Origin of the sequence: Pseudooceanicola sediminis, from assembly GCF_003575965.1 — a bacterium.
Classification (GTDB): domain Bacteria; phylum Pseudomonadota; class Alphaproteobacteria; order Rhodobacterales; family Rhodobacteraceae; genus Pseudooceanicola; species Pseudooceanicola sediminis.
Window position 1 is genome coordinate 23,747 of the sequence record NZ_QWJJ01000024.1, and the last position, 12,938, is coordinate 36,684.

Sequence of the window (12,938 nt, forward strand, 5' to 3'; positions counted from 1 at the left end):
TCATGCGGCGGTAGTGAGCCGTCGCATTGGCGCCATTGCCCAGCTCCACGAAGCCAAGATGAGCGCCAACAGCATCCAGTCCCCGAAGCTCGCGTAGAGTGTCGGCGGTCGCGCGGAGGGCAGGCTAGCGTCGATGATGCCCGTTTCGCCGGTATCGAGCCGCGCAACGATCTCTCCGCTCGCGTCGATGACCGCAGAGATGCCCGTATTCGCGGCTCGGATGACTGGAAGGCCTTCCTCTACGGCGCGCATACGTGCGGAAGCCAGATGCTGCTCGGGTCCGATGCTGGTGCCAAACCAGGCATCGTTTGTCGCGTTGAAAATCCAGTCCGGCCGGAACAGGTCGTCGACCACATGCCCTGGGAAGATGATCTCATAGCAGATCGCCACGGCGACCAGCGGCACACCCGGAAGCGCAAGCGTTCTCGGGCCCGGTCCGGGCGTAAAATCGCCCAGACCCGCCGTGAGCCGCTCGATGGGCAACCAGCCGCGGAATGGCACATATTCGCCGAAGGGCACGAGATGGTGTTTCGCGTATCCGGTCAGGATCTCGCCGGTCTCGTCAAATGCCTGGACCGTGTTGAAATATCGGGTGCCATCCTCGCTCGGTACACGGTCCGGCACACCGGTAAGCAGCACTCTGCCGTCTGGTAGCGCTGCGGCAATGCGGGCCCGTGCCTCCGTATCCTCATCGAGGAAACCCGGAAAGGCGGTTTCCGGCCAGAGAAGCACGTCGAAATCGCCGGGCCGGGTTGAAAGCTCAAGATAGCGCGCGAAGGTCGCCTCGCGGTTCTCGGGAGCCCATTTCTCCTCTTGTGGAATGTTGCCCTGGACGATGCGCAGGTCGACACCGGGTGGCTGTTGTGCATCCGACTGGAGGCGCAGCGTGCCGACAGCCCACATCGTCGCGATTCCGGCCAGCGCCATGAGCGAGATGGTCAATCGTTGCCGCCCGGACGCCATAGCAGCCGCGCCAGGGAGTACCGCGACGAACACGGTGAGAAAGCTTAGCCCATAGCTTCCGACCCAGGCGGCGGTCTGGCGAAGGGCGGCGTAGTCTACAAGTGCGTAACCGGCCAGGTTCCAGGGAAACCCTGTCAGAACGTGACCACGCAACCACTCGGCCACGGTCCAGGAGGTCGCGAACAGGAGGCAGGCCAAGAGACTGCCCATGGCTCCGCGCCGCGCGATTTCGGCAAAAAGCGCAGCGGCAATGGCTGGGAAAATCGCGAGACCTGCGGACAATCCCGCGACCGCCGGAATCGCCATCGTCCCAAACCGCTCGGCCTCGACGTAGAAACTTTCCGCGATCCACCAAATCCCGAAACCGAACTGGCCGAGACCAAACGCCCAGCCGACGAGGAAAGCGCGCCCGAAGGAGAGATCGCGAAGCCCGACAAACAACGCGGAATAGGCAACGGGAACGAGCAGGAGAATCGAAAGAGGCGGGAAAGTCAGAACGGTCATCGCCCCGGCGGCGAAACCAAGCGTCATCCGCGAAAGCAAACGGTGGCGCAGAGCGATGCGGTTCAGAATTTCCGGCTTCACGACTTGATCGAACGCCGCGCGCTGATCCATGGCGCGGCGAGCAAGAGCCCCACGCCACTGACGACAAATACATCGGCCAAGTTGAAGGCAGGCCAATGTGTTGTGCCAATGTAGAAATCGAGAAAGTCTGTTACAGCCCGATACCGCACACGATCGATGACATTGCCCAGGGCTCCGCCAATGATCGCACCGTAGGCAAGCGTTTCCACCGCATTGTCGGCGCGAAACAGCATAACCCCCAGCCAAACACAGATGGCAAGAGCGAAAGCGATGAGGCTCCACCACGGCGCGCCGCCCAACATCCCGAAAGTCACGCCGTCATTACGATAAAAGACGAGGTTGAATCCCGGAAACACGGGAATTCCGGCGCTTAAAGTGACGGCATTCGCAACGACAATGGCTTTGGTGATCTGATCGATCGCGAACGCAGCAAGTGCTGCGAAGACGCCGATCATCGGAGATACCTTGTTTAGTGACATTGCCTCATCCCAACCAGACATCAAGGAACAGCATCAGAACGAGCCCGACTGCGAGACCGAGCGTCGCCCTGTTCTGATGGCCGCTGCGATGGGTTTCGGGGATGATTTCGTGGCTAATGACGTAGAGCATTGCGCCCGCGGCAAAGGCCAGACCCCATGGAAGCAGCGGTTCCGACAGTGTGATGATGCCGGCCCCGAGCAAACCGCCAATCGGCTCGATCATGCCCGTCAGCGCCGCGATGCCCCAGGCGCGCAGCTTCGGATATCCCTCGCCCAGCAGAGATACAGCGACGGCCAATCCTTCGGGCGCATTCTGAAGCCCGATGCCGATGGCGAGCGGCAGACCGCCCTCCATACCTCCGGATCCGAAGCCGACCCCAACCGCAAGGCCTTCGGGGAAGTTGTGGATCGTGATTGCGATGATGAACAGCCAGACCCGCCGCAAAGACGCCGCTTCGGGCCCTTCGCGTCCCGTCTTGAAGTGCTCGTGCGGCAGCTTTTCGTTCATCAGGGCGACAGCCCCCATGCCCAGAAGAATCGAAACGCATACGATGGCCGCAGGCATCGCGCCGTTTTCGAACATCGGCTCCGCCGCATCCAATGCCGGGATGATCAGCGAAAAGAAAGAAGCGGCGAGCATCACACCGGCAGCGAAGCCGAGCGACAGATCGCGTGTGGCCCGAGACGGGATGCGCCCGAACAGCACGGGAACTGCTCCGACTGCTGTGAGCGATCCAGCGGCAAGACTTCCGAGAAAGCCGAGCATTATCGGAGACAGATTTTCCATGGGCGGGCCAGATTATCCTTCGGCGTAGCTCGAAAAGACTTCCGTCGACCCGTCCTTGCGGATGAGGAAGACATCATAGGCCTCGCGGTCGTCTTCTGGCCCCATGCCGGGCGAGCCATAGGGCATCCCCGGAACAGCGAGGCCGACGGCGTCCGGGCGCTCCTCGAGAAGGCGGCGGATGTCAGCGGCCGGTACATGGCCCTCGATCACGTAGCCGTCAATGAGCGCGGTGTGGCAGGAGACCATGCGCTGCGGCACGCCGTTGTCTAGCTTGAAGCGCACGAGAAGCCCGCCGAACATGTCCTGGCCGGTCTGCACAAACCCGTTCTCTTCGAGATGTTTCATCCACGAGAGGCAGCAGCCGCATCCGTTGGTCTTGCGGACGTCGATCGCCGTTGCCTCTGCGAGGGCCTGGGCCGCTGGGAACAGGGCGAGCGTGATGGCAAGAACTTGTGTCATGCGTTTCATGGGTCAGAGCCTTTCGGTTGTCGTTTTGGCAATCTCGCTGCCGAGGTTTTCATTCAGAAGCGCCCGCGCCTCGGCCAGACGCGAGAGCGCGGCGGTATCATCCGCATCGCTCTCGGCCGCTTCGGCGAGCCGGTCGTCAGAGAGGGGGTCAGTCGGGCGCCCATCCACGAGCACCTCATAGTGCAGGTTCGGACCTGTCGCCGTGCCAGTCGCGCCGACGCGGCCGATCACGTCTCCCGCCGCAACGCGTTGGCCTTGTGCCAAGTCTTCCGGCACGGCGCTCAGATGCGCGTAGCGCGTCATGGTGTCGGAGCCGTGCAAGATTTCGACCACGCGACCATATCCGCCGCGCCAGCCGATGAAATTGACCCGCCCCGGTGCCGTCGCTTGAACCGGTGTCCCACGTGCCGCTGCAAAATCGACGCCGGTGTGCATCCGGACGTTGCCAAAGACCGGATGCGTGCGGCGTCCGAACACCGAGCTGAGGCGCGCACCCTCGACCGGCTGTGCGAAGACGCGCAGCACCTCGCCATCGACGTAGATCGTCGCCTGACCGCTGCCGTCGTCCGGCCATACGATCTCGTAAAGCGAACCGCCGATCTCCAGTGCGGCGAAGGCGAGTTCGGGCTGTCCGATCCTGTCCTCTCCGACCCGCGCCTCACGCCAGAGAAGCCTTAGTGTTTCGCCACCGGCCATCTCGCGGCGGAAATCCACGGTCCCACCCAGCATCTGCGCAAGGTCCACGGAAAAACGGGCGGGTATGCCGGCTTCGTCGAGTGCCGCGAAGATCGAGCTGTCGATCATGGCTTCGCCGGCAAGGGTTACGATTTCCGGATCCGGAGCCACGACCTGCGTGGACATCTGCTCGCCGAAAACCACCTCGATCCGAACCCCGTCCTCGACGGCGAGTGAGACGGTGCGGGGGCTGCCGTCCACGGTCGAAGCGACAGTGACCGAGTGCCCCGGCCGCAGCCGTCGCAGATCGTATTCCGCACCAAGCGCGAGGGCAACTTCGGCTCTGTCAGGTGCCGCAAGACCGGCCTCTGACAGCAAGAAATCGAGCGTTTCGCCCGGAGCAATGTCGCGCGACCACGTCGACAGGGGTGGCTCGATCGCTTGCACCGGCCTGTCGGCAAACGCGGCCTGCAGAAGGGGCAGCGGGCTGAGGTCGGGTGCATCGTCTGCCCATGCCGCCGCGGGCAGCGTCACGGGGATGTCAACGTTCTGGGGGGCTTCAGGACCTTGGGGCATCCAGCTACCTGCCTGGGCAAGTTCCGGCGGCACGGGTTCTTTCGACATGGAATCAGAGATGGCGATAGCCGCTCCCGAAACCGTCCCCGCAATTGCGACACAAGCCGCCAAAGTTCTGAGCCTCATGTCGCCCCCTCCATTTCTTCTTCCAGCGCGCGGCGGATCTTCGGCACCGCGAATTCTTTGGGCTCGTGATAGTCGATCATGGTGACGAATCGCCCAGAGGCTGCGAACAGGAAGACGCTCGCGGTGTGGTTCATCGTGTAATCGCCGCTCTCCGCCGGTACTCGCTCGTAGGTGGCGCGGAAGCCGTCCGCGACGCGCGCTATCTGCTCTTCCGGTCCCGTCCAGCCGCGGATCGCCGGATGGAAGTAGCCGACATATTCGGCCATCGTTTCGACAGTGTCGCGCTCGGGATCGACCGTGATGAAAACCACGTTCATCTCGTCGGCCTCGTCTCCCAGATCGTCGAGCCATCCCGAAATGTCAGAAAGCGTGGTCGGGCAGACATCGGGACAGTAGGTGAAGCCGAAGAACGCCATCGTCGGGCGACCGATCAGGGTTTCCGGCCCGACCGCGTTGCCCTCATGATCCGTCAGACGGAAATCCATCTCGGTCAGGGCCACAGGCCGCTGCCCGACAGGTTCGGGTCCACCGGGTCCATCGACCTGCCACCAACCGACGAAGAGCATCAGGGCGACCGCCCCGACACCAGCCGCGCCGTACCCCAGGACCGCCCGTCGCCGCATCAGTCCTCTGGCCCCCGCGCGGCGATTCCGAGGATCGGCACCTCGACCGTCACTTCGCCTCCGTCGTCGAAAAGCAGGGTCAGCGGAAAGGTGTCCCCTTCCGTCATCGGTTCTTGTAGCCGCATCAGCATTGCGTGCAGGCCCCCCGGTTCGAGCGCGACGCTCTCGCCCGGGGCGATCGCGATCTCCCCCGCCGGGCTCATGGAGCTCACACCTTCGGCATTGGTCTTCGTCTCGTGGATTTCGGGCATCATCGCGAGCGGTGTTGTAAGGCCGATCAGCGTCACCGGCTCGTCGCCAGTGTTGCGGATCGTCATGTAAGCGGCCCCGGGACGGTTCATCCCGATGGAGGCGCGGGACCACGCGTTCTCGACGACAACATCCTCGGGTCCGGCCAGCGCGGGCACCGAGAGCCCTCCAAGGGTCAAAAGCGCGGCCAGTGTGCCAGTCAAAATATACTTTTTCATCGTTCTGATCCTGCCCTTTCCATTCAGCTTTGCGCGGCAGCGACTTCGGCGGCCACCAGACGACGCAACTCTGCCTCCCCGAATGGATCGAGCGGCTTGCCGTTCACAAAGAATGTGGGCGTCTGGCGAATTCCCACGGCCTCGACGTCAGCACGATCCTGGTTAAGGATCGCCACGACACCGGGTGCCAGCATTTGCGTGCGCGCGGCTTCGGCATCGAGTCCGGCCGTGGCGGCGATCTGAAGGATCAGGCCAGGCGCCGGGGCACCGTGCGACGCCCATCTCGGCTGTTCCCGCAGAACGGCCTCGAGCACCGGCACGTAAACGTCCTGCATGCGCGCCGCTTCGAGCACGCGGATGGCTTCCTCGGATGCCGCGCCGTGGAAGGGCGTGTAGCGGATCACGACGCGGACAGCTTCCCCATGCTCGGCCATGATGTCCTTCACGATGGGATGAAAGGCGCGACAGGCCTCGCAGGCCGGATCGAAGAATTCGACGATCGTGACGGGCGCATCCGCAGGCCCGAGGATGGGCGAGTAGGGGCGGATCATCGCCTCCGCAAGTTCCGGAGCAACGGGCTCCGCTTCGGCCACTGGGCCGGGGCGGATTGCAAACCAGGTGGCTCCGCCGAAACCGGCGGCGCCGAGGGCAAGAACGGACAGGATCAGGCCGCGTCGATTCATGTTCGTGTGTCCTTCAATGAAAGGGCCGACAGCGCCCCGATCAGCGCGAAGACGGCGAGCGCCATCAGCGGGATAGGGATGCCGAAGACCAGTTGGTTGTCATCGGTGCAAGAGGGGCCGGTGGCCGTGCAGGGCTGGACGCGTTCGGGAACAAGACCGACGTACAGCCCCATGTGCCAGAGGGCGATTGCGCCGCCGCCAAGCGCCAATGCGATGCCGTAGCGCCCCACGCGGCCGTCCCGCCACCAAAGGCCGAGCCCGAGGACAATGGCCAAGGGGAACATGAAGGCGCGCTGGAACCAGCACAGCACACAGGGCGTCTGCCCCAGCACCTCGCCGACAAAAAGCACGGCAAGCGAGGCGACGAGCGCGATGATCCACGCCAGCCCGAGGGCTGTTTCTCCGGACATACGGTTCATGTCGGTCAGAACCTTTCTTCCAGATCGGCGAGTATCTCTTCGGCGGAGGTGCCGTAGGGCCACGAGTCGGCGAAGCCCGCGTCGGGATCGAAGAGGAACAAATGCGACGTGTGGCCCATCGTGTAACCATCCGGCGCCGCAGCCTCTTCGACGCGTTCAAAGAAGATCGGAAACGTCTCGGATGTGGCGGCGATCTGTTCCGGCGTGCCGGTCAGACCGATGATGCCCGCATCGAACAGCGGGACGTATTCGGCGAGTGCGGCGGGCGTGTCCCGTTCGGGGTCGATGGTGATGAAAATCGGCTGGACCTTGGCGGCATCGTCGCCCAGACCGTCCATCACCGCCGCGACCTCAGATAGGGTCGTCGGGCAGACGTCGGGGCAGTTGGTAAAGCCGAAAAAAACCAGCATCCAGCGCCCCGCAAAGTCCTCCTCGGTTTGAACCATACCCTGGTGGTCCGTCAGTTCGAACTCAGCGAAAAAAGGCGGCTCGGCGTCAGTTCGGGCGCTATCGGCACGATAATCGGACCATAGCAAGAGCCATACGAAGGCAAGCGCTGCCACGCCTGCCAAAACCCAAAGAAACTTCTGTGCCGATGTAAGGGACAATCCTGTTCGCCTGTTTTTGATTCTTATTGCAAGTGCGGATACATCCTCTAGCCGCTAGAGGTTCAAGCACGAAATCATGGTATAGCTTGAACTCACGCGTCTGTGAAACCGACACTTGTTTATTCCGACGGCAAAACCTACACAAACTGTATCTTTTTCATGGAGGCGAAAATGCTCACGATCGGTACTCTGTCAAAGAAGACTGGCACGAAGGTGCAGACCATTCGGTACTACGAACAGATTGGGCTCATGCCCGAACCTGGCAGGACCGAAGGCGGGCAGAGGCGCTACGACAATGCACAGCTCGACCGGCTGTCCTTCATCCGCCATTCGCGACAACTCGGTTTCTCGCTCGATGCGATCCGCGAGCTGCTCGACCTCAGCGACCATCCCAACCGGCCCTGTGATGAGGCTGATGCCATCGCGCGTCGCCAGCTCAAACAGGTGGAGCAGCGCATGGCCCGCCTGAAGGCGCTGCGCACGGAACTGAAACGCATGGTTCACGAATGCAGCGGCGGGCGGACGGGAGATTGCAAGGTGCTTGAGGTGTTGCGGGACCATTCGGAATGCTTGACCGAACACGAGGAAATCGGGGCCTGAAGGAATTCAGCCAACATTCCGGCTGGAACGCAGATCAGCCGCAGAAGTTAATGTGTCGTACAACACAAGCTGGAACCACAAAATGGCCGCTAGACAAGATTCAATGGAGAGACGGACGCTTTGGATCGTTCTGGCGCTCAATATCGGTTTGGCCGTGGCTTTTTTCGCAACAGGCGCCTTCGGCGACTCAAGTGCCCTGATCGCCAACGGGCTCGATAACCTCTCCGACAGCTTCGTCTACGCGATCAGCCTTTTCGCTTTGTCCCGATCCGCCAAATGGAAACGCGGGGCGGCGAACGTTTCCGGCGGGCTGCTGATCCTGTTCGCTGCAGGCATCCTCTACGATGCGTGGCGCCGCTACATCGGTGGGTCAGATCCGCTCGGGACGATCATGATTGCAATGGCCCTGATCGCGGCGGCTATCAACGCAGTCTGCGTTTGGCTGCTCGCTAAGCTCAAAAATCCAAACGTCAATATCCGCGCGGCCAACACCTTCAGTTACAACGATTTCGCCGCGAACCTCGGGATCGTCGTGGCCGGTGGCCTCGTCGCTTGGCTAGGAACCAACTGGCCGGACCTTGTCGTCGGTGTGATCGTCGCCGGGATCGCGGCCTGGGGCGGTATCGACATCCTGCGCGACGCACACGGCGAACACCACAAAGCGGTTCACACGGACAAATAGTTGCGGGAGATTCTTTCTGAAAGAAAGGATTGAAGCTATAGTGACTATAGCAATTAGTCTTGTTCCAAGACGATTCGAGGAGCGACCCGTTGCAGATGATCGACCCCCTACTTGTACCCACCAAACTACTGGATTTTGATGCCGCGCCTCTTGCGCGTCTAATTGAGAACCGCAGCTGGCGCGGCTTATCCGAGTACGATCGGATCGGAGCTGCCTATGATTTCGTTCGGAATGAAATCGCGTTCGGATACAATCGAGCTGACGACATCCCCGCATCCGAAGTGCTTTCCGACGGCTATGGGCAGTGCAATACCAAAGGCACGCTCTTGATGGCGCTGCTGCGTGGTGTCGGCATTCGTTGCCGGTTGCATGGGTTTACGATCCACAAAGGCTTGCAGCGCGGTGTTGTCCCTGAGCTGGTGTATCCGCTTGCTCCGCAGGAAATTCTCCACTCATGGGTCGAGATCGAATTTCAAGGTGCCTGGATCAACCTTGAAGGCTTCATCCTGGATGACGCTTTCCTCGATGTCCTGCAAACGTCATTCTCGGACACAGAAAGTCTCTGCGGTTATGGCGCGGGCACGGATTGCCTTGGCGCGCCTCCCGTCGCCTGGAACGGAGAAGATACCTACATTCAGAAAACCGGCATCGTGCAGGATTTCGGCGTGTTTGATACGCCGGACGCCTTCTATTTTTCCCATGAGCAATCCTTTGGATGGCTGCGTGGTGCCCTTTACCGTCATATCATACGCCACTGGATGAATGCGCGCGTTCGTGGTTTCCGCAGCGACCGCCTCAAGACTGACCGACGCGCGACACACGCGCATGAGGAGCCTGCCAATGCCACATGACCACGGGCACGCGCATATCGATCCGGATTCTGGCGATCGGCGGGTTGCCATCGCGATCTGGGCGAACGGGCTTCTTACCGTTGCGCAAATCGTCGGGGGCATATTGTCGGGCAGCCTGGCACTGATCGCCGATGCGCTGCACAACTTTTCCGATATGGCCTCGCTTGTCATTGCCTTTGCCGCACGCAAGATCGCGCGCCGCCCGGCCGATGAGCGCATGACCTTCGGCTATGGCCGGGTCGAAATCGTCGCGGCCCTGATCAACTACACCACCCTCATCGTGATCGGCTTCTATCTGATCTACGAAGGTGGCATGCGCATGATTGATCCACCCGAAGTCATGGGGTGGACCGTCGTCATTCTCGGTGGAATCGCGCTTGTGGTCGACACGCTGACCGCAATGCTGACCTATTCGATGCAGAAGGGGAGCGTGAACATCCGTGCGCTTTTTCTCCACAACCTTTCGGATGCGCTTGCTTCGGTCGCGGTTATCGTCGCTGGGTCGCTGATCATCCTTTACGACATGCGTTGGGTCGATCCTGCCATCACCATCGGCATCGCGACCTACATCCTGTATCTGTCTTTCACTGAAATAGGCGGCCCAATCCGAACCCTGATGCTCGGGAGCCCGCCGGACATCGACAACGAGGCCGTCGTCGAAGCGATGCGGAAAGTCGAAGGCGTCGCCGACGTCCACCACGTCCATCTCTGGCAAATGGAAGAGCACGAGGCTGCGCTCGACTGTCATGTCGTCGTGGCAGCCGAGGGATGGTCGAAGATCGAAGAGATCAAGAGCGCGATCAAGGAGCGGCTGAAGGAAGAATTCGGCATCAGCCATTCCAGCCTCGAATTCGAGCACGAGGATCGCGCTCATCAGAACGCCGATCTCTACGGTCACGGCAACGCAAGTGAAAAGGAGAAGACCAATGTTCAAGGAAACGCTGACCGAGCGTGATGATGTCATCGGGCTCGTCTGCGAAGGCAAGTTGACGGAGACAGAATTCAAGCAAATGCACGCGCTGCTTCATGAGCGTCTTGGAACAACCGATAATCCGGGTCTGGTTCTCGACCTTACAAGTTTCGAGGGCTACGAAGAGCCTTCGGCGATGCTAGAAGATCTGAAGGTCGACACCGCCCACGCGAACGATTTCGGTCGCATAGCGGTTGTCGGAGAACGCAGATGGATGGAATGGGGCGCACGGGTGGTCAACCTATTGACGGGCTCCGAGATGCAGTGGTTCGAATCCAGCGATACCGAGTCCGCAATTGCGTGGGCGCGTGACGGGTAGCCAGCGATTCTGCAAGAAAAGGACTCTGGCCTGGAAATTGACATCACATCAGATGCTTCACGATTAATGGAGGAACGGAACGATCTAAATGTAGTCAGCAACATTTGTCTGCTCGGATGAAACAATCCGATGCAGTTTGATGTCGACTTTAGGCTGCATAATAAGTCCCTACGCGCTGAATTCTTCGAAATTTAACATAAACTTCACTATCGGAACTTGACATCTGTAGCGGGGCTTTCATGGACTCCAAGTCCGAGCAAGCGAAGCTACCGGGATATCTCCCCTTCCAGCACCGCTCGTCCGTGCACCGCCAAGGTTGCTGAAAACCTCTGGCACCCAAACTTGCGGATCACATCGAGTACCCGCGCTTCGTAGGCAGCGTGTCCGATCAAGCGACACAAGTCGGACGCGTGGAACTGGCGGTTCGCAGTTGGTGCGGCTTGCATCTGTCTCAGCAATTCGCGCTCTTTGGGATCCGTTATTGGTCTCGCGGGCGGCTTGACCGCGGGACGAGTTGGAGTTCCCCACGAATTTCGCCATCGGCGCATGAAGCCAAGCAGGAAGCCGGCCGGCACCCTGCCGTTGCCTCGGGACCGGTTGAAGGCGAGGAAGCGATCCCAGATGACCTGGGTGTCGATGTTCCAGCAGGGCAACGTGGCCTTCGCTGCTTTGATGAGCTCCGCCCAACTTGTCTGAAAAACGTTCGAACTCGTGGTGATATCGATCAGCCCTGAGAAGATAGTTTTGTTTTTATTATCTCTAGATAGTGATGTGTCGCCTTCACCTGACACGAGATCATGGGTTTCACTCTCCTCGTCGAAAGCGGAAAACCGAAAGATCCAGGGCGCGAACTTGCCATTCGGCTTCGCCCGCTCGAGCTGCAACTCCGAAGCCTCAAGTTCGCTCAGAAGAACCGCAAGATACTGCCGTGAGACACCCATCTTCTCCGCCAGGGCCGAGAGGGTGAAGGCTGCCGTTCCGCGCGACAAACCGTTGTAGCCATCCTTCCAGGCGATGGCGTCGAGGATGAGGGTGGCAAGCTTGTGCGCTGCAACAGAGAGATTTGTCTGCGTAATCCGTCGCAGGATCAAGCCGGTCGTAGGTTCCATGGTCGAGGTCTCCTTGGAGATCCGACGCCATGTCGTGAGACAACAACATTCTTGCCAGCAAAACAACTTTGCTGGTTGCAGGTGTTTTAGCGGTGCGCTAGGAAACTCTTGTTCACGGAGTTTTCTAGCACGGCGTCAGGCTTCACGGTCTGGCGTCGTCTCCTTTTCAGGGGTTTTGCACAGCCTCCCGTGCGGGGTTGAGATGACGCGCGCGGCAAAACCGCGCGCAGATTTTGTCAGTAGCGAACCTCTTCAGAGCCATAGTTACCGGCGTGATCGTGCCAGTCGACGAAGACGGAACGGTAGAAGTAGCTCCCGCATCCATTCGGGATGCTCAGGCCGGATGCGGCCGGCACCTGGCCTACGGTGGACCTTGTCCATCGGTAGTCGCCCTGCACGCCGTAGGACCCCAACCGCGTGGAGTCGCTGCGATTACAGTCGCCATCTCGGTTTTCATGCTGGCGGTACTGGATGTGATAAACGCGAATGCTGCGCACGAAATCAAAGGCGTCGCCTGAGATGTCGATGTCGGCTTGCTCATCTGCTTGGATGTGAACAAGGGGGATCGGAGTCGATTCCTGCGGTTCGGGCGGATCGCGGAACGTGATGTCATAAAGGCGTTCCATGGGCGACATCGGGTTGGGATCGTTGAACGACACACCCATCGGACACCGCCAGATTTGCAAAGGCGGCTCGATCGGCCATGGCGTAATCCGCCGAATGAAGACCGCTCTAGCATGTGCGCAGGGCGCGGAGGCAGGCCAGCCTCCCGCAAGGCAGAGGAGGATTGCACAGTCCACCTGATAGGCCTGAGCCGGACCGGACGAGGCCATTAGTCCGGATATGCTTAGTGCCGTGGCTGTTGCCACGCCGTGGATCACGTGCTTCATGATGCCGACTCCATCTATAATGGTGCAGCGATACGAAACAACATTAATGATAGCAAGG

At 60.5% G+C, this 12,938-nt stretch carries 17 protein-coding genes; 5 read left to right on the top strand and 12 right to left on the bottom strand.

Annotation, left to right across the window (positions count from 1 at the left end):
• The 10 genes from lnt to DL237_RS19445 are packed head-to-tail and all read right to left on the bottom strand — an operon-like array spanning nt 1 to nt 7,423.
• Nucleotides 1-1,578: an apolipoprotein N-acyltransferase gene (lnt, locus tag DL237_RS19400; RefSeq protein WP_018001714.1), complete on the bottom strand. Its 1,578-nt coding sequence runs from the start codon at nt 1,576-1,578 to the stop codon at nt 1-3.
• Nucleotides 1,545-2,003 carry a signal peptidase II gene (gene lspA, locus DL237_RS19405; RefSeq protein WP_018001715.1) on the bottom strand — a complete coding sequence of 153 codons (459 nt, stop codon included), beginning with the start codon at nt 2,001-2,003 and terminating at the stop codon, nt 1,545-1,547. Before lspA ends, lnt begins: the two co-directional genes overlap by 34 nt.
• A 28-nt stretch (nt 2,004-2,031) precedes the next feature.
• A complete protein-coding gene (locus tag DL237_RS19410) occupies nt 2,032-2,814 on the bottom strand; it encodes a ZIP family metal transporter (protein WP_026155630.1) in 783 nt (260 codons plus the stop codon).
• Between the two features lie 12 nt (nt 2,815-2,826).
• A complete protein-coding gene (locus DL237_RS19415) occupies nt 2,827-3,282 on the bottom strand; it encodes a DUF411 domain-containing protein (RefSeq protein WP_119400693.1) in 456 nt (151 codons plus the stop codon).
• 3 nt (nt 3,283-3,285) lie between these two features.
• A complete protein-coding gene (locus DL237_RS19420) occupies nt 3,286-4,659 on the bottom strand; it encodes a M23 family metallopeptidase (RefSeq protein WP_026155631.1) in 1,374 nt (457 codons plus the stop codon).
• Nucleotides 4,656-5,282 (bottom strand): SCO family protein, encoded by a 627-nt coding sequence (locus DL237_RS19425; RefSeq protein WP_026155632.1) that lies wholly within the window; start codon nt 5,280-5,282, stop codon nt 4,656-4,658. Before DL237_RS19425 ends, DL237_RS19420 begins: the two co-directional genes overlap by 4 nt.
• Nucleotides 5,282-5,749 carry a copper chaperone PCu(A)C gene (locus DL237_RS19430; RefSeq protein WP_066010340.1) on the bottom strand — a complete coding sequence of 156 codons (468 nt, stop codon included), beginning with the start codon at nt 5,747-5,749 and terminating at the stop codon, nt 5,282-5,284. Before DL237_RS19430 ends, DL237_RS19425 begins: the two co-directional genes overlap by 1 nt.
• Nucleotides 5,750-5,772: 23 nt before the next feature.
• Nucleotides 5,773-6,432, bottom strand: coding sequence for a DsbA family protein (locus DL237_RS19435; protein WP_018001721.1), 660 nt, complete (start codon nt 6,430-6,432; stop codon nt 5,773-5,775).
• Nucleotides 6,429-6,851 (bottom strand): disulfide bond formation protein B, encoded by a 423-nt coding sequence (locus tag DL237_RS19440; RefSeq protein ID WP_119400694.1) that lies wholly within the window; start codon nt 6,849-6,851, stop codon nt 6,429-6,431. Before DL237_RS19440 ends, DL237_RS19435 begins: the two co-directional genes overlap by 4 nt.
• A gap of 5 nt (nt 6,852-6,856) precedes the next feature.
• Entirely contained in the window at nt 6,857-7,423 is a 567-nt protein-coding gene (locus DL237_RS19445; RefSeq protein WP_026155633.1) for an SCO family protein, read from the bottom strand.
• Between the two features lie 207 nt (nt 7,424-7,630).
• Here DL237_RS19445 and DL237_RS19450 point away from each other — a divergent pair, with 207 nt between their 5' ends.
• The 5 genes from DL237_RS19450 to DL237_RS19470 all read left to right on the top strand — a co-directional run bounded on the left by DL237_RS19450 (nt 7,631) and on the right by DL237_RS19470 (nt 10,881).
• Nucleotides 7,631-8,059, top strand: a complete 429-nt coding sequence (locus DL237_RS19450) for a MerR family transcriptional regulator (protein ID WP_013959865.1) — start codon at nt 7,631-7,633, stop codon at nt 8,057-8,059.
• A gap of 103 nt (nt 8,060-8,162) precedes the next feature.
• On the top strand, nt 8,163-8,741 hold the full coding sequence (locus DL237_RS19455) for a cation transporter (RefSeq protein ID WP_009573601.1): 579 nt from the start codon (nt 8,163-8,165) through the stop codon (nt 8,739-8,741).
• 95 nt (nt 8,742-8,836) lie between these two features.
• Nucleotides 8,837-9,592: a transglutaminase-like domain-containing protein gene (locus tag DL237_RS19460; RefSeq protein ID WP_071167460.1), complete on the top strand. Its 756-nt coding sequence runs from the start codon at nt 8,837-8,839 to the stop codon at nt 9,590-9,592.
• Complete coding sequence (locus DL237_RS19465; protein WP_119400695.1) at nt 9,582-10,547, top strand: cation diffusion facilitator family transporter; 966 nt, start codon at nt 9,582-9,584, stop codon at nt 10,545-10,547. Before DL237_RS19460 ends, DL237_RS19465 begins: the two co-directional genes overlap by 11 nt.
• Nucleotides 10,519-10,881, top strand: a complete 363-nt coding sequence (locus DL237_RS19470) for a SpoIIAA family protein (RefSeq protein ID WP_119400696.1) — start codon at nt 10,519-10,521, stop codon at nt 10,879-10,881. Before DL237_RS19465 ends, DL237_RS19470 begins: the two co-directional genes overlap by 29 nt.
• Nucleotides 10,882-11,147: 266 nt before the next feature.
• Here the strand turns inward: DL237_RS19470 and DL237_RS19475 are convergent, their stop codons facing one another.
• Both DL237_RS19475 and DL237_RS19480 read right to left on the bottom strand, forming a co-directional pair.
• Nucleotides 11,148-11,990 (bottom strand): hypothetical protein, encoded by an 843-nt coding sequence (locus tag DL237_RS19475; RefSeq protein WP_008336115.1) that lies wholly within the window; start codon nt 11,988-11,990, stop codon nt 11,148-11,150.
• Nucleotides 11,991-12,226: 236 nt separating this feature from the next.
• A partial coding sequence (locus DL237_RS19480; protein WP_325048644.1) for a hypothetical protein occupies nt 12,227-12,938 on the bottom strand: 712 nt, incomplete at its 5' end.